Raw genomic sequence first — 17880 nt, 5'->3', positions numbered from 1 at the left:
ATGAGTCCCGTACTCGCCGGGGTGCTCCAGATGATCGCCCTGATCGTGGTACTCGGTCTGGTGTACCGCCCGCTGGGCGACTACATGGCACGGGTGTACAGCTCGCCGAAGCATCTGCGCGTCGAGAAGTGGATCTACAAGGCCATCGGCGCCAACCCCGCCACCGAGATGCGCTGGCCCGCCTATCTGCGCGGCCTGCTCGCCTTCTCGCTGATCAGCGTGCTCTTCCTGTACCTGATGCAGCGCGTCCAGGGGAGCCTGCCTGGATCGCTCGGCTTCTCGTCGATCGACCCCGACCAGGCCTTCAACACGGCGGCGTCCTTCGTCTCCAACACCAACTGGCAGTCGTACTACGGCGAACAGGCCATGGGCCACGTCGTGCAGACCGGCGGCCTCGCGGTGCAGAACTTCCTCTCGGCCGCTGTCGGTATGGCCGTCGCCGTCGCCCTCATCCGGGGCTTCGTCCGCTCCCGTACCGGTGAACTGGGCAACTTCTGGGCGGACATGGTGCGCGGCACCGTCCGCATCCTGCTGCCCATCGCCTTCATCGGCGCGATCGTGCTGGTCGCCTGCGGCGCCATCCAGAACTTCTCCGGGATCCACGAGGTCGGCCAGTTCACCGGCGGCTCGCAGCAGTGGAACGGCGGCGCCGTCGCCTCGCAGGAGGCCATCAAGGAGCTGGGCACCAACGGCGGCGGTTACTTCAACGCCAACTCGGCCCACCCGTTCGAGAACCCCGGCGGGATCTCGAACCTCCTGGAGATCTTCCTGATCCTGGTCATCCCCTTCGCCCTGACCCGCACCTTCGGCACGATGGTCGGCTCGGTCAAGCAGGGATACGCGATCCTCGCCGCGATGGTCACCATCTGGATCGGCTTCACCGCCCTGATGATGTGGACCGAGTTCCACCACGGCGCGCCCGCCTTCAACATCGCCGGCGGCGCCATGGAGGGCAAGGAGACCCGCTTCGGGGTCGGCGGCTCGTCGCTCTTCGCGACGACCACCACGCTCACGTCCACGGGCGCCGTCAACTCGTTCCACTCGTCCTTCACCGGCTTCGGCGGCGGTATCACCCTGCTGGGCATGATGCTGGGCGAAGTGGCACCGGGCGGTGTCGGCTCCGGGCTCTACGGCATGCTGATCCTCGCGATCGTCGCCGTCTTCATCGCGGGCCTGATGGTCGGCCGTACGCCCGAGTACCTGGGCAAGAAGATCGGCACCCGCGAGATCAAGTTCGCCGCGCTCTACATCATGATCACGCCGGCCCTCGCGCTCGGCTTCACCGCCGCCGCCATGGCGATGAAGACGCCGAAGGAATCGATGCTCAACACCGGCGCGCACGGATTCTCCGAAATCCTGTACGCCTACACCTCCGGTGCCAACAACAACGGCTCGGCCTTCGCGGGACTCAGCTCCGACACCCAGTGGTTCAACACCACGATCGGGCTCGCGATGCTGCTCGGCCGGTTCCTGCCCATGGTCTTCATCCTGGCGCTGGCGGGCTCGCTCGGTGAGCAGAAGAAGATCCCGGCCTCGCTGGGCACGCTGCGCACCCACAAGCCGCTGTTCGCGGGGCTGCTCGTCGCCACCGTCGTCGTCGTCAGCGGTCTGACCTACTTCCCCGCGCTCGCGCTGGGACCGTTGGCCGAGGGGCTGGCGTCATGACCACTCGTCTGAAGCAAGAGGACTCGATGTCCACGTCCACTCCGACCCGTGCGCCGCACAGCGACGTACCCCCGGGCCACAACAGCCAGGGCAACCGCGTCGGCGGCGGCATGTTCGACCCCAGGCAACTGCTGACGTCGTTCCCGCAGGCCGTGCTCAAGCTCGACCCGCGCGTCATGTGGAAGTCGCCCGTCATGTTCGTGGTCCTGGTGGGCTCCGTTCTGACGACCGTGTTCGCGTTCAAGGACCCCGGCAACTGGTTCGGCTGGACCATCGCCGCGTGGCTGTGGCTCACCACGATCTTCGCCAACCTGGCGGAGGCGGTGGCCGAAGGGCGCGGCAAGGCGCAGGCGGACACGCTGCGCAAGGCCAAGACCGACACCGTCGCCCGGCGGCTGACCGGCGCGGCCGAGGAGCGGGTGCCCGGCACCGAGCTGCGCATCGGCGACCTGGTCGTCTGCGAGGCCGGCGACGTCATCCCCGGCGACGGTGACGTGGTCGAAGGCGTCGCGTCCGTCGACGAGTCGGCCATCACCGGTGAGTCCGCCCCCGTCATCCGCGAGTCGGGCGGCGACCGCTCGGCCGTCACCGGCGGTACGAAGGTCCTCTCCGACCGGGTCGTCGTCAAGATCACCACCAAGCCGGGCGAGACCTTCATCGACCGGATGATCAAGCTGGTCGAAGGCGCGGCACGGCAGAAGACGCCCAACGAGATCGCGCTGAACATCCTGCTCGCCTCGCTGACCATCGTCTTCCTGCTCGCCGTCGTCACCCTCCAGCCGTTCGCCATCTACGCGGGCTCGCGGCAGACGACGATCGTGCTGGTCGCCCTGCTGGTCTGCCTGATCCCGACCACCATCGGCGCGCTGCTCTCCGCGATCGGCATCGCCGGCATGGACCGGCTCGTCCAGCGCAACGTGCTGGCGATGTCGGGACGCGCCGTCGAGGCGGCGGGCGACGTGTCGACGCTGCTGCTCGACAAGACCGGCACCATCACCCTCGGCAACCGCCAGGCGTCCGAGTTCGTGCCCGTCCACGGCGTGCGCGAGGACGAACTCGCCGACGCCGCCCAGCTCTCCTCGCTGGCCGACGAGACCCCCGAAGGCCGGTCCGTCGTCGTCCTCGCCAAGGAGCGGTACGGGCTGCGCGAGCGCACCCAGGGCGAGCTGACCGGCGCCGACTGGATCGCCTTCACCGCCCAGACCCGGATGTCGGGTGTCGACCTCGAAGAGGAAGGCGTGCGCCGCAAGGTCCGCAAGGGCGCGAGCGGTTCGGTCGTCGCCTGGGTCCAGGAGCGCGGCGGCCAGGTGCCCGACGAGGTGCGGATGCTGACCGAGACCATCTCCCAGGCCGGCGGCACCCCGCTGCTGGTCGCCGTCGAGGACGGCACCGGAGCCCGGGTGCTCGGGGTCGTCCACCTCAAGGACGTCGTCAAGGAAGGCATGCGGGAGCGGTTCGACGAGCTGCGCAGGATGGGCATCAAGACGGTCATGATCACGGGTGACAACCCGCTGACCGCCAAGGCCATCGCGGACGAGGCCGGCGTGGACGACTTCCTCGCCGAGGCGACGCCCGAGGACAAGATGGCGCTCATCAGGCGCGAGCAGAGCGGCGGCAAGCTCGTCGCGATGACGGGTGACGGGACGAACGACGCGCCCGCGCTCGCCCAGGCCGACGTCGGCGTGGCCATGAACACCGGTACCTCGGCGGCCAAAGAGGCCGGGAACATGGTGGACCTGGACTCCAACCCGACCAAGCTGATCGAGATCGTGGAGATCGGCAAGCAGCTCCTCATCACGCGCGGCGCGCTGACCACCTTCTCGATCGCCAACGACGTCGCGAAGTACTTCGCGATCCTCCCGGCGATGTTCACGGTCGCCTACCCGGGCCTCGACAAGCTCAACATCATGGACCTGTCGTCGCCCGAGTCCGCGATCCTGTCGGCGGTCATCTTCAACGCGCTGGTCATCGTCGCGCTCGTACCGCTCGCCCTGCGGGGGGTGCGCTACCGGCCGACGACCGCCGACAAGATGCTGCGCAGGAACCTGGCGATCTACGGCCTCGGCGGTCTGATCTCGCCGTTCATCGGCATCAAGATCATCGACCTGATCATCTCCCTCATCCCCGGCATCGGGTGAACGGCATGAGCATGAACAATTCGGCAGGCAGCGCGCTGCGGCTCGGCTGGGCCGGGCTACGCGCCCTCATCGTCCTGAGCGTCATCTGCGGCGTGGTCTACCCGCTGGCGGTGCTGGGCATCGGCCAGGCCGCCTTCCACAACAAGGCGAACGGCTCCGAGATCAAGGAGAACGGCAAGGTCGTCGGCTCGTCCCTCATCGGGCAGCGCTACGACCTGCCGCTGAAGAAGGGCCAGGAGACCCCGGCGCCCGACCTCAAGTGGTTCCAGCCGCGCCCCTCCAACGGCCTCGGCGAGAACAGCGTCAACACCCAGTACACGCTGATCCTCTCCGGCGCCACCAACCTGGCGGGCGACAGCAAGGAGCTGATCAAGCAGGTCACCGACGCCAAGGCCGCCGTGATCAAGGACAACTCGACCCCGGACTACACGGTCGAGCCGTCCGCGGTGCCGGCCGACGCCGTCACCTCGTCAGGGTCCGGGCTCGACCCGGCCATCTCCCCGCAGTACGCGCGGCTCCAGGCGCACCGGGTGGCGGAGAAGAACCACCTCACCGTCGCGCAGGTGGAGAAGCTGATCGACAAGAACACCGTCGGGCGCACCCTCGGCTTCATCGGGGAGCCCCAGGTGAACGTCCTGAAGCTGAACGTCGCCCTGCGCGAGCTGGCGGGCTGACGCACGGCGGACGGTGATCGACGGCCATTGCTCTCACTCATGGGCTCCGCACATACTGGCGCCCATGAGTGAGAGCATCGGCGTCAGCCGCGGCGCGGCGACCCTGGCGGAAGAGGCCGGCGGCCCCATGGTGCGGGTCGAGGACGTGCACCGCTCGTACGGCGCCGGCGCCTCCGCCGTACACGCCCTGCGCGGTGTCTCCTTCGACATCCCGCGCGGCGAACTCGTCGCCCTGAAGGGCCGGTCGGGCTCCGGCAAGACGACCCTGCTCAATCTGGTCGGCGGCCTCGACACCCCGGGCCGGGGGCGGATCACCGTGGACGGCACCGAACTGTCCACGCTCGGCGAGGACGGGCTGCTCGCGCTGCGCAGGGACCGGATCGGCTTCATCTTCCAGTCCTTCGGACTCATCCCGATCCTGACGGCCGCCGAGAACGTCGGCGTACCGATGCGGCTGCGCAGGACGAACGCCCGCGAGCGCGACGAGCGGGTGGCGCTGCTGCTCGCCCTGGTCGGCCTCGCCGACCACACCGCCCAGCGGCCCGGCGAGCTGTCCGGCGGCCAGCAGCAGCGGGTGGCCATCGCCCGCGCCCTCGCCAACCGGCCCGCCCTGCTGATCGCCGACGAGCCCACCGGACAGCTCGACGCGGAGACCGGGCTCGACGTGATGGAGCTGCTGCGCGCCGTCGTACGCAGCGAGGGCGTCACCGCGCTCGTCGCCACCCACGACACCCAGCTCCTGGGCCTGGCCGACCGGGTGCTCGAACTGAGCGACGGCCATATAGTCGAACATCCTTAGCCGCCGGTCGCGGTAGATTCCGGCGCATCAGGGTCGCGTCAAGACCCACTCCCGCGCAGACCGCATGCCCCAAATGTCCCCATCGGTGGCTGTAGTTTCGACACAGCCGCCCGCCCGACGCGGACGGCTCTTCCGGAAGACAATGGGGCCATGGGACGCGGCAAGCTTCGGATCTACCTGGGCGCGGCGCCGGGCGTCGGCAAGACCTACGCGATGCTCTCCGAGGCGCATCGCCGGGTGGAGCGCGGCACCGACTGCGTCGTCGCCTTCGTCGAACACCACGACCGGCCGCGCACCGAGGTCATGCTGCGCGGCCTCGAAGAGGTGAGCCGGCGCGAGATCGAGTACCGCGGCACCGTCTTCACCGAGATGGACGTCGACGCCGTACTGGCACGCCGGCCCGCCGTCGCCCTCGTGGACGAGCTGGCGCACACCAACGTCCCAGGGTCCCGCAACCACAAGCGCTGGCAGGACATCGAAGAACTCCTCCAGGCCGGTATCAACGTCGTCTCCAACCTGAACATCCAGCACCTGGAGTCCCTCGGTGACGTCGTCGAGTCGATCACCGGGGTGCGGCAGCGCGAGACCGTCCCCGACGAGGTCGTCCGCAGGGCCGACCAGATAGAGCTTGTCGACATGTCGCCCCAGGCGCTGCGCCGCCGGATGGCGCACGGCAACATCTACAAGCCGGAGAAGCTGGACGCGGCGCTGTCCAACTACTTCAGACCCGGCAACCTGACCGCCCTGCGCGAGCTGGCCCTGCTGTGGGTGGCCGACCGGGTGGACGAATACCTCCAGCAGTACCGCGGCGAGCACAACATCCGCTCCACCTGGCAGGCCCGCGAGCGCATCGTCGTCGGCCTCACCGGCGGACCCGAGGGCCGTACGCTGATCCGGCGCGCGGCCCGGATGGCGGCCAAGGGCTCGGGCAGCGAGATCCTCGCCGTCTACATCGCCCGCAGCGACGGGCTCACCTCGGCCTCGCCCAAGGAGCTGGCGCTCCAGCGCACCCTCGTCGAAGACCTGGGCGGCACCTTCCACCACGTGATAGGCGAGGACGTGCCCTCGGCCCTCCTCGAATTCGCCCGCGGCGTGAACGGCACCCAGATCGTCCTCGGATCGAGCCGCCGCAAGACCTGGCAGTACATCTTCGGACCCGGCGTGGGCGCGACGGTCGCCCGCGAGTCGGGTACCGACCTCGACGTCCACATCGTCACCCACAGCGAGGTCGCCAAGGGGCGCGGACTGCCGGTGGCGCGCGGCGCGCGGTTCGGCCGCTCGCGGATCATCTGGGGCTGGCTGGCCGGGGTCGTGGCGCCCGTCCTGCTCTCGCTGCTGCTCTCTTCGCTGGCCGACCCGCTCGGGCTCGCCAACGACGTACTGCTGTTCCTCTTCCTGACCGTGCTGTCCGCGCTGTTCGGGGGACTGAAACCGGCGCTCGCCTCGGCCGCCGTCAGCTCACTGCTGCTGAACTTCTACTACACGCCGCCGACCCACACCCTGGACATCGCGGAGCCGAAGAACATCGTCGCGCTCGTGGTCTTCTTCGCCGTCGCCGTGGCCGTCGCCTCCGTGGTGGACCTGGCGGCCCGCAGAACCCACCAGGCGGCCCGGCTGCGCGCCGAGTCCGAGATCCTGTCCTTCCTCGCGGGCAGTGTGCTGCGCGGCGAGACGACCCTCGACGCCCTCCTCGAACGCGTACGCGAGACCTTCGCCATGGACTCGGTGGCCCTGCTGGAGCGCGCCGGCGACGTCGACCCCTGGACCTGCGCGGGCAGCGTCGGCCCCAAACCGGCGACCCGCCCCGACGACGCCGACGTGGACATGCCCGTCGGCGACCACATGGCGCTGGCCCTGTCCGGCCGGATGCTGCCCGCCGAGGACCGCAGGGTGCTCGCCGCCTTCGCCGCACAGGCCGCCGTCGTACTCGACAGGCAGCGGCTCGTCGGCGAGGCCGAGCAGGCGCGCGAGCTGGCCGAGGGCAACCGCATCCGCACCGCGCTGCTCGCCGCCGTCAGCCACGACCTGCGCACCCCGCTGGCCGGGATCAAGGCGGCCGTGTCCTCGCTGCGCTCCGACGACGTCGAGTGGTCCGAGGAGGACAGCGCCGAACTGCTCGAAGGCATCGAGAACGGCGCCGACCGGCTCGACCACCTCGTGGGCAACCTGCTCGACATGTCCCGGCTCCAGACCGGCACCGTCACCCCGCTGATCCGCGAGATCGACCTCGATGAGGTGGTTCCGATGGCGCTCGGCGGCGTACCGGAGGACAGCGTGGAGCTGGACATCCCCGAGTCGCTGCCCATGGTGGCCGTCGATCCGGGGCTGCTGGAGCGCGCCGTCGCCAATATCGTCGAGAACGCCGTCAAGTACAGCCCCGACGCCCAGCCGGTCACCGTGGCGGCCAGCGCGCTCGGCACCCGGGTCGAGGTACGGGTCACCGACCGCGGCCCCGGCGTGCCCGACGAGGCCAAGGACCGGATATTCGAACCGTTCCAGCGCCACGGCGACGCACCGCGCGGCGCCGGTGTCGGCCTCGGACTCGCGGTCGCCCGCGGCTTCGTCGAGGCGATGGGCGGCACCCTCGCGGCCGAGGACACCCCCGGCGGCGGTATGACCATGGTCCTCACACTCAGAGCGGCGACCGGCCCGCTGCCGGCCCGCCCCGAACTCTCCTCCCGGGTCACCTCGTGACCGGGGCGGCGGAAAGGCAGACCCCCATGACCCGGGTGCTCGTGGTCGACGACGAGCCGCAGATCGTACGTGCCCTCGTGATCAACCTGAAGGCGCGCAAGTACGACGTGGACGCGGCCTCCGACGGCGCCTCGGCGCTGGAGCTGGCCGCCGCCCGCCATCCCGACGTCGTCGTGCTCGACCTCGGGCTGCCCGACATGGACGGCGTCGAGGTGATCAGGGGGCTGCGCGGCTGGACCCGGGTGCCGATCCTGGTGCTCTCCGCCCGGCACACCTCGGACGAGAAGGTCGAGGCGCTGGACGCGGGCGCCGACGACTACGTCACCAAGCCGTTCGGCATGGACGAGCTGCTGGCCCGGCTGCGCGCCGCCGTCCGGCGCACCGAGCCGGTCGGCGGGGACGGCGACGACGGCGTCGCCGTCGTCGAGACGGAGGGCTTCACCGTCGACCTGGCGGCCAAGAAGGTGCACAGGGACGGCCGCGACGTACGGCTCACGCCGACCGAATGGCACCTGCTGGAGGTGCTGGTCCGCAACACCGGCCGGCTCGTCAGCCAGAAACAGCTCCTCCAGGAGGTCTGGGGACCCTCCTACGGCACCGAGACCAACTACCTGCGGGTGTACATGGCGCAGCTCCGCCGCAAGCTGGAGGCAGACCCCTCGCACCCCCGGCACTTCGTCACCGAACCGGGCATGGGTTACCGCTTCGAGCACTGATTCGACAGCGCTCCGGTCCCGGTACCCTTGGCGCATGAGTGCTGACAAGCCGAGCGGCCGATTCCGCCGGATGCTCGACCGGCTGTCCAGCTCCCAGGAGGATCTGGAGTCCGAGGAGCTGCGGGAAGACGCACACGCGTCCGGGTGCACCCGGATCGCGGAGTGCAACGACCGCCAGATCGTGCGGGTCACTGGTACGTTGCGGACGGTCACCTTGCGTCCGCGGGCCGGTGTGCCGGCCCTGGAGGCGGAGCTGTTCGACGGCACCGCACCGCTGGACGTGGTGTGGCTGGGCCGGCGCTCCATCGTGGGGATCGAGCCGGGCCGCAAGCTGATCGCCTCCGGCCGGATCTCCGTGAGCCACGGCCGCCGGGTGCTGTTCAATCCCAAATACGAGCTCCGACCGCTCGGACAGGAGTAGCCGGTGACGTCAGTCGACAAGTCAGCCGCCTCGACCGCTTCTCACGCCTCGCCAGCCCAGGGGGACCCCCAGGGCACCGGGGCCCCCCAGGTCTCCGAGGACGCCAGGACCACGGAGGAGCAGGACGCGAGGGCCGTCACCGAGGCCGCCCTCTTCGAGGCGTTCGGCGGGCTGCGCGGGATGGTGGAGACGGTCCTGCCAGGACTGCTCTTCGTCACGATCTTCACCATCAACAAGAACCTGTACGCCTCGGCGATCGCCGCGCTGGCCGTCTCGGTGGTGCTCGTCGCCGTCCGGCTGATCCGCCGCGACACCGTCAAGCACGCCTTCAGCGGCGTCTTCGGGGTGGCCTTCGGTGTCGTCTTCGCGATGATGACCGGCAATGCCAAGGACTTCTACCTGCCGGGCATGATCTACACGCTCGGCCTCGCCGTCGCGTACATCGTCACGACGATCGCCGGGGTGCCGCTCATCGGTCTGATCCTCGGTCCCGTCTTCAAGGAGAACCTCTCCTGGCGCACCCGCAACCCCGGACGCAAGAAGGCGTACGCCAAGGCCAGTTGGGCGTGGGGGCTGATCCTGCTCGCCAAGTGCGCGATCCTCTTCCCGCTCTACTGGTGGGCCGACACCACGTCGCTCGGCTGGATCCTGATCTCGCTCAAGATCCCGCCCTTCCTGCTCGCGGTCTACCTGACCTGGATCTTCCTGGCGAAGGCGCCGCCGCCCATCGACGTGTTCGCCGAGATGGAGGCCGAGGAGCAGGCCGAGAAGGAACGCGCGGCAGCGGCTGCGGCCACGGCCGAGGGGCCGGCGGCAGACCGGCCCGCGCCACGGAGCCACCGCCGCGAGGCGTGAGGCGCACGACGTAGACGTAAGGGGGCCCCGCACCGGCCGGTGCGGGGCCCCCCTTACGTACTCCGGCCGTGCGGCGCCGGGGCTACTCGCCCTCGCGGCGGACCGACAGCAGGTCCTCAAGCTGTTCCTCGCGCGCCTGCGCCGCCACGAACAGCAGCTCGTCGCCCGCCTCCAGCGTCTCGTCCGGGGTCGGCGTCAGCACCCGCGTACCCCGGATGATCGTCACCAGGGACGTGTCCTCGGGCCAGCTCACATCGCCGACCTGGGTACCGGTCACCGCGGACTCCGGCGGCAGCGTCAGCTCGACGAGGTTGGCGTCGCCGTGGCTGAAGCGCAGCAGCCGTACGAGATCACCGACGCTCACCGCCTCCTCCACCAGCGCCGACATCAGCCGCGGCGTGGAGACCGCCACATCGACACCCCAGGACTCGTTGAACAGCCACTCGTTCTTGGGGTTGTTGACCCGGGCCACCACCCGCGGCACGCCGTACTCGGTCTTGGCGAGCAGCGAGACGACCAGATTGACCTTGTCGTCACCGGTCGCCGCGATCACCACGTTGCAGCGCTGGAGCGCCGCCTCGTCGAGCGAGGTGATCTCGCAGGCGTCGGCCAGCAGCCACTCGGCCATCGGCACCCGCTCCACCGAGATGGCGGTCGGCGCCTTGTCGACCAGCAGGACCTCGTGCCCGTTCTCCAGCAGTTCGCCCGCGATGGAACGACCCACCGCGCCTGCCCCCGCAATCGCGACGCGCATCAGTGCGCCCCTCCTTCAGGACCCTGGGCGAATGCCGCCTCGACCTTCACGATGTCGTCGGTCCGCATCATCACGTGGACGAGATCCCCCTCCTGCAGCACCGTCTGGGACGTCGGCAGCATCGCCTCGCCCAGCCGCGTCAGGAACGCCACGCGCACGCCGGTCTCCTCCTGCAAGGTGCTGACCTTGTGGCCGATCCAGTCGTCCGGGGTGTGCACCTCGGCGAGCTGCACCCCGCCGCTCGGGTCGCGCCACAGCGGCTCGGCGCCCGAGGGCAGCAGCCGGCGCAGCATCTGGTCGGCGGTCCAGCGGACCGTGGCCACCGTGGGGATGCCCAGCCGCTGATAGACCTCGGCCCTGCGCGGGTCGTAGATCCGGGCGGCGACATTCTCTATACCGAACATTTCCCTGGCGACCCGGGCGGCAATGATGTTCGAGTTGTCACCGCTGCTCACAGCGGCGAAGGCGCCCGCCTCCTCGATCCCCGCCTCGCGGAGCGTGTCCTGGTCGAACCCGACCCCGCTGACGCGTCTGCCGCCGAAGCCGGAGCCGAGCCTGCGGAACGCCGTGGGGTCCTGGTCGATGACCGCGACCGTATGTCCCTGCTGCTCCAGGGTCTGCGCGAGGGCGGAGCCCACCCGGCCGCAGCCCATGATGACGACGTGCACGCCCCTACCCCGCCGTCCTGGTTGCCACGCTGACCTGCGAAAACACCCTGTTCACTCTTTCTTGTCGACCTGCCGGGCACCATTGGGGCAACCGTACGCGGCATTCCCCGAGCCACGAGCTTATGCGGGAACGTGCACGTTGCCTTCATCACGATCGTCCCAAGAACCCGTGCCCGGGCCGGGTAATAGGGGGACTGACTGCACGGTGACCTGTTCGAACGCATACGATCTGCCCCGTGTCCAAACTGACCGACGTGCCCAAGCGGATCCTGATCGGACGGGCGCTGCGCAGCGACAAGCTGGGTGAGACGCTGCTGCCCAAGCGCATCGCGCTGCCCGTCTTCGCCTCCGACCCGCTGTCATCGGTGGCCTACGCACCCGGGGAAGTGCTCCTGGTGCTGTCCGTCGCGGGCGTCTCGGCGTACCACTTCAGCCCGTGGATCGCGCTGGCCGTCGTCGTCCTGATGTTCACCGTCGTCGCCTCGTACCGGCAGAACGTGCACGCGTACCCCAGCGGCGGCGGCGACTACGAGGTGGCCACCACCAACCTCGGCCCCAAGGCGGGGCTCACGGTCGCCAGCGCCCTGCTGGTCGACTACGTGCTGACCGTGGCCGTGTCGATCGCCTCCGGCGTCGAGAACCTCGGCTCCGCCATCCCCTTCGTCGTCGAACACAAGGTCATCTGCGCCGTCGTCGTCATCGTGCTGCTGACGCTGATGAACCTGCGCGGGGTCCGGGAGTCCGGCAAGCTCTTCGCCATCCCGACGTATGTCTTCGTCGGCGGCGTCTTCATCATGATCATCTGGGGCGCCATCCGCGGCCTGGTGCTGAACGACACGATGAGCGCCCCCACCGCCTCCTTCCACATCAAGGCGGAGAACAGCGGGCTGGCCGGCTTCGCCATGGTCTTCCTGCTGCTGCGCGCCTTCTCCTCCGGCTGCGCGGCGCTCACCGGCGTCGAGGCGATCAGCAACGGCGTACCGGCGTTCCGCAAGCCCAAGAGCAAGAACGCGGCGACGACGCTCGCCCTGATGGGCGGCCTCGCCGTCACCATGTTCTGCGGCATCATCGTGCTGGCCATGGCCACGCACGTACGGATGGCGTCGGAGCCGGCCACCGACCTGCTCAAGAACGGCGTCCCCGTCGGCAGCGGCTTCGTCCAGGACCCGGTCATCTCCCAGGTCGCCGCGGCCGTCTTCGGCCAGGGCACCTTCCTCTTCGTGGTCCTCGCCGCGGCCACCGCGCTCGTCCTGTTCCTGGCCGCGAACACCGCGTACAACGGCTTCCCGCTGCTCGGCTCGATCCTCGCCCAGGACCGCTACCTGCCGCGCCAGCTCCACACCCGGGGCGACCGGCTCGCCTTCTCCAACGGCATCGTGCTGCTGGCGGGCGCCGCCGCGCTGCTCGTCATCATCTACGGGGCCGACTCCACCCGGCTGATCCAGCTCTACATCGTCGGGGTCTTCGTCTCCTTCACCCTCAGCCAGACCGGCATGGTCCGGCACTGGAACCGCCATCTGCGCACCGAACGGGACCCGGCCAAGCGCCGCCACATGGTCCGCTCACGCGCGATCAACGCCTTCGGCGCCTTCTTCACCGGGCTCGTGCTCGTCGTCGTCCTCGCGACCAAGTTCACCCACGGCGCCTGGGTGGCGCTGCTGGGCATGGTCATCTTCTTCGGGACGATGACGGCGATCCGCAAGCACTACGACCGGGTCGCCGACGAGATCGCGGCGGCCGAAGGCCCGTCCGACGACACGATAAAGCCGTCCCGGGTGCACTCGATCGTGCTCGTCTCCAAGCTGCACAAGCCGACCCTGCGCGCGCTCGGCTACGCGAAGCTGATGCGCTCCGACACCCTGGAGGCGCTCAGCATCAGCGTCGACCCGGCGGAGACGAAGGCGCTGCGGGCGGAGTGGGAACGGCGCGGCATCAATGTGCCGCTGAAGATCCTCGACTCGCCGTACCGGGAGATCACCCGGCCGGTCATAGAGTACGTACGCGGCCTGCGCACCGAGAATCCGCGCGACGTGATCAGCATCTACATCCCCGAGTACGTCGTCGGCCGCTGGTACGAGCACCTGCTGCACAACCAGAGCGCGCTGCGCCTCAAGGGCAGGCTGCTGTTCACGCCGGGGGTCATGGTCACGTCCGTGCCGTACCAGCTCGAATCGTCGGAGCTGGCGAAGCAGCGGGCGAAGCGGCGGGGCGTGTACAACGCGCCGGGGGCGGTCAGGCGGGGCCCGGTGGACGCGCGCCCGAAGGACACCTCGCGCCCGAAGGACACCTCGCGCCCGAAGGACCCCTCGCGCTCGAAGGACCCCTCGAAGAAGTGACTGGCGAAAGGGGGGACGGCAGCCACGTAGACTGTCTCGTTCCCCCTTGATTCCCTGATCCCTGGAGCCACCCCTTCATGTCAACGCAACCCCAGCCTTCAGAGCAGGCTTCGCTGGTCGGGGAGGAGTACGAGGTCGAGGTCGGCCCCGTCGCGCACGGCGGCCACTGCATCGCCCGTACCCCGGAGGGCCAGGTGTTGTTCGTCCGGCACGCGCTGCCCGGGGAGCGGATCGTCGCCCGGGTCACGGAGGGCGAGGAGAACTCCCGCTATCTGCGGGCCGACGCGGTGAAGATCGTCGAGCCGTCCAAGGAGCGCGTCGAGGCGCCCTGCCCGTACGCGGGCCCCGGCCGCTGCGCCGGCTGCGACTGGCAGCACGCCAAGCCCGGCACCCAGCGCCGCCTCAAGGGCGATGTGATCACCGAGCAGTTGAAGCGCCTCGCGGGCCTCACCCCGGAGGAGGCCGGCTGGGACGGTACGGTCATGCCGGCCCCCGGCGACAAGCTCCCGGCGGGCGAGGTCCCGGCGTGGCGCTCCCGCGTGCAGTACGCGGTCGACGAGGACGGCCGGGTGGGGCTGCGCAAGCACCGCTCGCACGACGTCGAGATCATCGACCAGTGCCTGATCGCCACCGAGGGCGTCAGCGAACTGGGCGTCGAGCACCGCGACTGGCCGCAGATCGCCACGGTCGAGGCCATCGCCGCCTCAGGCTCGGGCGACCGCCAGGTCATCGTCGCCCCCCGCGCGGGCGGCCGGCTGCCGCTGGTCGAACTCGACAAGCCGGTCTCCGTCCTGCGCGTCGAGGAGCACGACGGGGGAGTGCACCGCGTCCACGGCCGAGCCTTCGTCCGCGAACGCGCCGACGGCCGCACGTACCGCGTCGGCATGGGCGGCTTCTGGCAGGTCCACCCGCAGGCACCGCAGATCCTGGTCGAAGCGGTCATGCAGGGCCTGATGCCCCGCAAGGGCGACAGCGCCCTGGACCTCTACTGCGGCGTCGGCCTCTTCGCCGGCGCGATCGCCGAACGGGTGGGCGAAACAGGCGCGGTACTCGGCATCGAGTCAGGCAGACGCGCGGCGGAGGACGCGGTCCACAACCTCCAGGACCTGCCCCGCGTCCGCATCGAACACGGCAAGGTCGACGCGATCCTGCCCCGCACCCGCATCACGGAAACAGACCTGATCGTCCTGGACCCGCCACGCGCGGGAGCAGGCAAGCAGGTGGTCAAACACCTCACCACCCTGGGCGCCCGCAGAATCGCCTACGTAGCCTGCGACCCAGCAGCCCTGGCCCGCGACTTGGCCTACTTCCGCGAGGGCGGCTACAAGCCCCGCACCCTGCGAGCGTTCGACTTGTTCCCGATGACGCACCACGTGGAATGCGTGGCGATCCTGGAACCGGCGTCAAAGGGCGCCTGACGGGGGCGACTTACGCGACGGGGGCGGGCGTCAGGGCGATATGTTGCCGCCGAGATGACGCTTGTTCTGATGGGGCATCATCTGTTTCGACTCGCTGGTCAGACCCTCTGTTGACTAGGCGGCGTCTCGGCTGGGCCGAGAATCGTCGTCGTGCCAAGCCGCCGTGCCAAGTCATATGAGCTGAGGGCCCGGCAGGTTCTTCGTCTACTGGTGGTACACGGATCAGATAGCCACTGAACAGGGAAGACGCTTGCGACGACGTTGACTTGAGGATGCTCTGGCCTGCAAATGGCCCGGATCTTGGCCGATGGGCTTCGTCGAGTCTCCCCGTCTTGGCGGCTGTGGAGGGTCGACTCCGGTTGATCCGGGGCGGAATGGGGGCCGGCTCACTTCCACCTCGGTGGGGGTGAACCGGCCGAGCCGCAGTAGCCCGTCGACGAGCCGGAGTCCTTCCCGCGTAGGTGGGGTACAAGGTGAACTGGACCGAATACATAAACAACGGCGCGTCTTGCACTTCGCATGTATGCGCGACCGGGACGGCCATTTATCCGGTCAACCAGATTGGGTGGCGCTACGCGCGGAACAGGACGATCGGATCTCCGGTGCCGAAGGCCGTGCGGGTGCTGAGGTCAAGGAGCCGCTCCGCGCCCCGGTCCAGGTCCTGGCCGAGCCACAGCCCGTGTAGCAGAACATGCAGCGTCTCTGCATGATCCCCAGCCACGGCGAGAATCTCGTCCATGACGGTCAGGCCCTCGGGCCGGGACTGGCCCAGCAGTGCGAAGGTGTATAGGGCGCGGCTGTAGCAGTCCAGCGACCCGCGCACGCTGTGGGGGAGTTGTGTTCGACCAAGGCTTGAAGGGTGCCGCAGCGGAAGTCGAACCGCAGGGCGCTGAGATACAGATGCTGCAGCGTGCGGGCGGTGATCGGATCGGGTCCGGCGGCCGAGACCTGGTCGGGGCACAGTAGATCCAGGACGCTGTGCCCGGCGGAACGTACCGCCTGGGCGGCGTCCGTGCACACCTCTGCCGGTTGCAGCCAGTTGGCACCGAGTCCGCTCAACTCCTCAGCCCGGCGCACCGGCTAGCAGGGGTCGGCCAGATCGGCGGTGGCTCGGGTCCTCGTCTTGAGGAGGCAAGGGCGCGGCCGGTCCGGCAGACGGGGAGGGTCACCGCCCGCTCCAGACGTCGGCGATGTGCACGAGCTGGCCCAGGGCCGTGACGGTGTACCAGCCGCAGTCGACAAGGGTGTCGGGGCCGGCGTACTTCGGCAGCAGGAGGTTCTCCATGGCCCGGAGATGGATCAGGCAGTCCGGGCAACGCCGCGAGAGTTGGACGAGGTAGCGCGCGTGCGCGGTGACGTACGGCCGCGCTCCGCCGGTTGGATCGTGCAGCCGTCATCCGTCCTTGTCGGTCGGGGGGTGGCAGGACGGGGCGACGATCCGCATCGCGTCCCCCACAACTCGGTACCGGCGACGCCCTCGATGACGACGACCTGGTCGCCTGGCAGGAAGTGCCGGTGCGTGATGTCCCGGGTTGGGGTGAGGCGAACGGGCGCTGGCACGGAGATCGGAGACGAGCGGGGCGGCAGCGTCATGCAAGTCCATACACCCGGGGCGGTGTTGCGGTGGGAGGATCAATGGTCCGGAGATCGGCCGGTTTGGCTCACCGGTGTTCTGCGGCTATGTTCCGCGTGCCTCGCCGGGACAGGCTTTTCGCCATGCGGTCGCCTGCCCCGGCAGCATTGCTGAAGACGAGCAGGTCACAAGCCAAGGATTCACGGCATGCGTGTGACGATCCGGGCGGCGATCCCGTGACACCCACCGGCCAGTCAAACGCGATCGACCGTGCCCGTCATGCCCGCACCGGAGATGCATCGGCATTGGGATGGCGGATGACACAGCGAAGCTGTCCCCCAATGTGTGGCTGAGTCCTGCTGCGGCCGGCGATGATGGCGGACCGCTTCCAACCGAGACAGCATCAACGACGCCTCAATTCCATAGTAAGAGGCTGAGCGAAAGCGCTTTTACGCCTGATTGTCGGCTTCGGAAATTCACATCTCTGGCAACGACGGGTAGACATCCAAGAAGTCTTCCGCAACCCCGTCTGCCGCCTCGTCACGCCAACGAATTAGCTCATTGCGTCAGATGTGGTATATGACTGTGGCCCTTGTCCTCTTTGTGAAGTTTGATAAAACCAATTAATCTGACATCGGGAACAAACCGCCCAATGCTCACTGGAGGGTGATTGCCGACGAGTTGTGGATTAAGCGCGGCCTCCTTCCGTTGCGCCTACAGTGTGTGTTAAGTTCGCTACGCAACGTTCGGGGGGCGTTTCGCGTCCTAAAATTCGGTACTGAGGGGGGAAATTCTGATGCGAATGGCAGCGAGAGTATCGGGCTCCAAGATGGTGAAGGGGCTGGTTGTCACGGCCTTCGCGGCAGCCGCTATTGGAATTGCGGCGCCGATCTCAAGCGCCTCTAACGAAGCTTCCTGGAACGAGGGTTGCCGGGGTTACTGGTACACCACGTCAGGGCACGGTTACTGCAACGATGCGACAAATTACCCGTCTTACGGGTACTACACGAACTATGATTGCAACAACGAAATCGACGAGCAAATCTACAAGAGCGTGTACGACGGCTTTGTGGGTAAGCTCTCCACCTACGAGTGCACCTTCAAGCTCAACAAAACGCATGTCTCTCTTTAGTTAACGCTGTGGTGGGCTCGTCACTTAAGCGAGCCCA

At 68.7% G+C, this 17880-nt stretch carries 14 protein-coding genes and 1 pseudogene; 11 read left to right on the top strand and 4 right to left on the bottom strand.

Annotation, left to right across the window (positions count from 1 at the left end; all coding sequences use genetic code 11):
* From kdpA to ACZ63I_RS12900, 8 genes are all read left to right on the top strand, one after another.
* Positions 1–1665: a potassium-transporting ATPase subunit KdpA gene (gene kdpA / locus ACZ63I_RS12935; protein ID WP_469338116.1), complete on the top strand. Its 1665-nt coding sequence runs from the start codon at positions 1–3 to the stop codon at positions 1663–1665.
* 26 nt (positions 1666–1691) lie between these two features.
* Positions 1692–3803: a potassium-transporting ATPase subunit KdpB gene (gene kdpB, locus ACZ63I_RS12930; RefSeq protein WP_469338372.1), complete on the top strand. Its 2112-nt coding sequence runs from the start codon at positions 1692–1694 to the stop codon at positions 3801–3803.
* Positions 3804–3814: 11 nt separating this feature from the next.
* Positions 3815–4477, top strand: coding sequence for a potassium-transporting ATPase subunit C (locus ACZ63I_RS12925; RefSeq protein ID WP_469338371.1), 663 nt, complete (start codon positions 3815–3817; stop codon positions 4475–4477).
* Positions 4478–4541: 64 nt separating this feature from the next.
* Complete coding sequence (locus ACZ63I_RS12920) at positions 4542–5276, top strand: ABC transporter ATP-binding protein (protein ID WP_469338114.1); 735 nt, start codon at positions 4542–4544, stop codon at positions 5274–5276.
* A 150-nt stretch (positions 5277–5426) separates the two neighbouring features.
* Positions 5427–7970, top strand: a complete 2544-nt coding sequence (locus ACZ63I_RS12915; protein ID WP_469338112.1) for an ATP-binding protein — start codon at positions 5427–5429, stop codon at positions 7968–7970.
* A 26-nt stretch (positions 7971–7996) separates the two neighbouring features.
* On the top strand, positions 7997–8686 hold the full coding sequence (locus tag ACZ63I_RS12910) for a response regulator (protein ID WP_469338110.1): 690 nt from the start codon (positions 7997–7999) through the stop codon (positions 8684–8686).
* Between the two features lie 70 nt (positions 8687–8756).
* Positions 8757–9107, top strand: coding sequence for an OB-fold nucleic acid binding domain-containing protein (locus ACZ63I_RS12905; protein WP_469338370.1), 351 nt, complete (start codon positions 8757–8759; stop codon positions 9105–9107).
* A 3-nt stretch (positions 9108–9110) separates the two neighbouring features.
* Positions 9111–9962, top strand: a complete 852-nt coding sequence (locus ACZ63I_RS12900) for a DUF3159 domain-containing protein (RefSeq protein ID WP_469338109.1) — start codon at positions 9111–9113, stop codon at positions 9960–9962.
* Between the two features lie 82 nt (positions 9963–10044).
* Here ACZ63I_RS12900 and ACZ63I_RS12895 read toward each other — a convergent pair whose 3' ends face one another.
* Together ACZ63I_RS12895 and ACZ63I_RS12890 are read right to left on the bottom strand one after the other, a co-directional pair.
* A complete protein-coding gene (locus ACZ63I_RS12895) occupies positions 10045–10716 on the bottom strand; it encodes a potassium channel family protein (RefSeq protein WP_469338107.1) in 672 nt (223 codons plus the stop codon).
* The gene (locus ACZ63I_RS12890) at positions 10716–11384 is read right to left on the bottom strand and encodes a potassium channel family protein (RefSeq protein ID WP_041983301.1); all 669 of its coding nucleotides are present in this window, start codon (positions 11382–11384) and stop codon (positions 10716–10718) included. Before ACZ63I_RS12890 ends, ACZ63I_RS12895 begins: the two co-directional genes overlap by 1 nt.
* Positions 11385–11620: 236 nt before the next feature.
* Here ACZ63I_RS12890 and ACZ63I_RS12885 point away from each other — a divergent pair, with 236 nt between their 5' ends.
* Both ACZ63I_RS12885 and ACZ63I_RS12880 read left to right on the top strand, forming a co-directional pair.
* On the top strand, positions 11621–13720 hold the full coding sequence (locus tag ACZ63I_RS12885; RefSeq protein ID WP_469338106.1) for an APC family permease: 2100 nt from the start codon (positions 11621–11623) through the stop codon (positions 13718–13720).
* A gap of 77 nt (positions 13721–13797) precedes the next feature.
* Positions 13798–15138, top strand: coding sequence for a class I SAM-dependent RNA methyltransferase (locus ACZ63I_RS12880; RefSeq protein WP_469338104.1), 1341 nt, complete (start codon positions 13798–13800; stop codon positions 15136–15138).
* A gap of 571 nt (positions 15139–15709) precedes the next feature.
* Here the strand turns inward: ACZ63I_RS12880 and ACZ63I_RS12875 are convergent.
* Positions 15710–15961, bottom strand: coding sequence for a hypothetical protein (locus ACZ63I_RS12875; RefSeq protein WP_469338102.1), 252 nt, complete (start codon positions 15959–15961; stop codon positions 15710–15712).
* A 342-nt stretch (positions 15962–16303) separates the two neighbouring features.
* Positions 16304–16731, bottom strand: a pseudogene (locus ACZ63I_RS12870) (hypothetical protein).
* Positions 16732–17513: 782 nt separating this feature from the next.
* Between ACZ63I_RS12870 and ACZ63I_RS12865 the strand changes: the two are divergent.
* Complete coding sequence (locus ACZ63I_RS12865; RefSeq protein WP_469338100.1) at positions 17514–17843, top strand: hypothetical protein; 330 nt, start codon at positions 17514–17516, stop codon at positions 17841–17843.
* Positions 17844–17880: the final 37 nt, after the last annotated feature.

The sequence above is a fragment of the Streptomyces sp. NPDC087906 genome, assembly GCF_055584925.1.
This window is presented reverse-complemented; position numbering and strand designations above follow the sequence as displayed.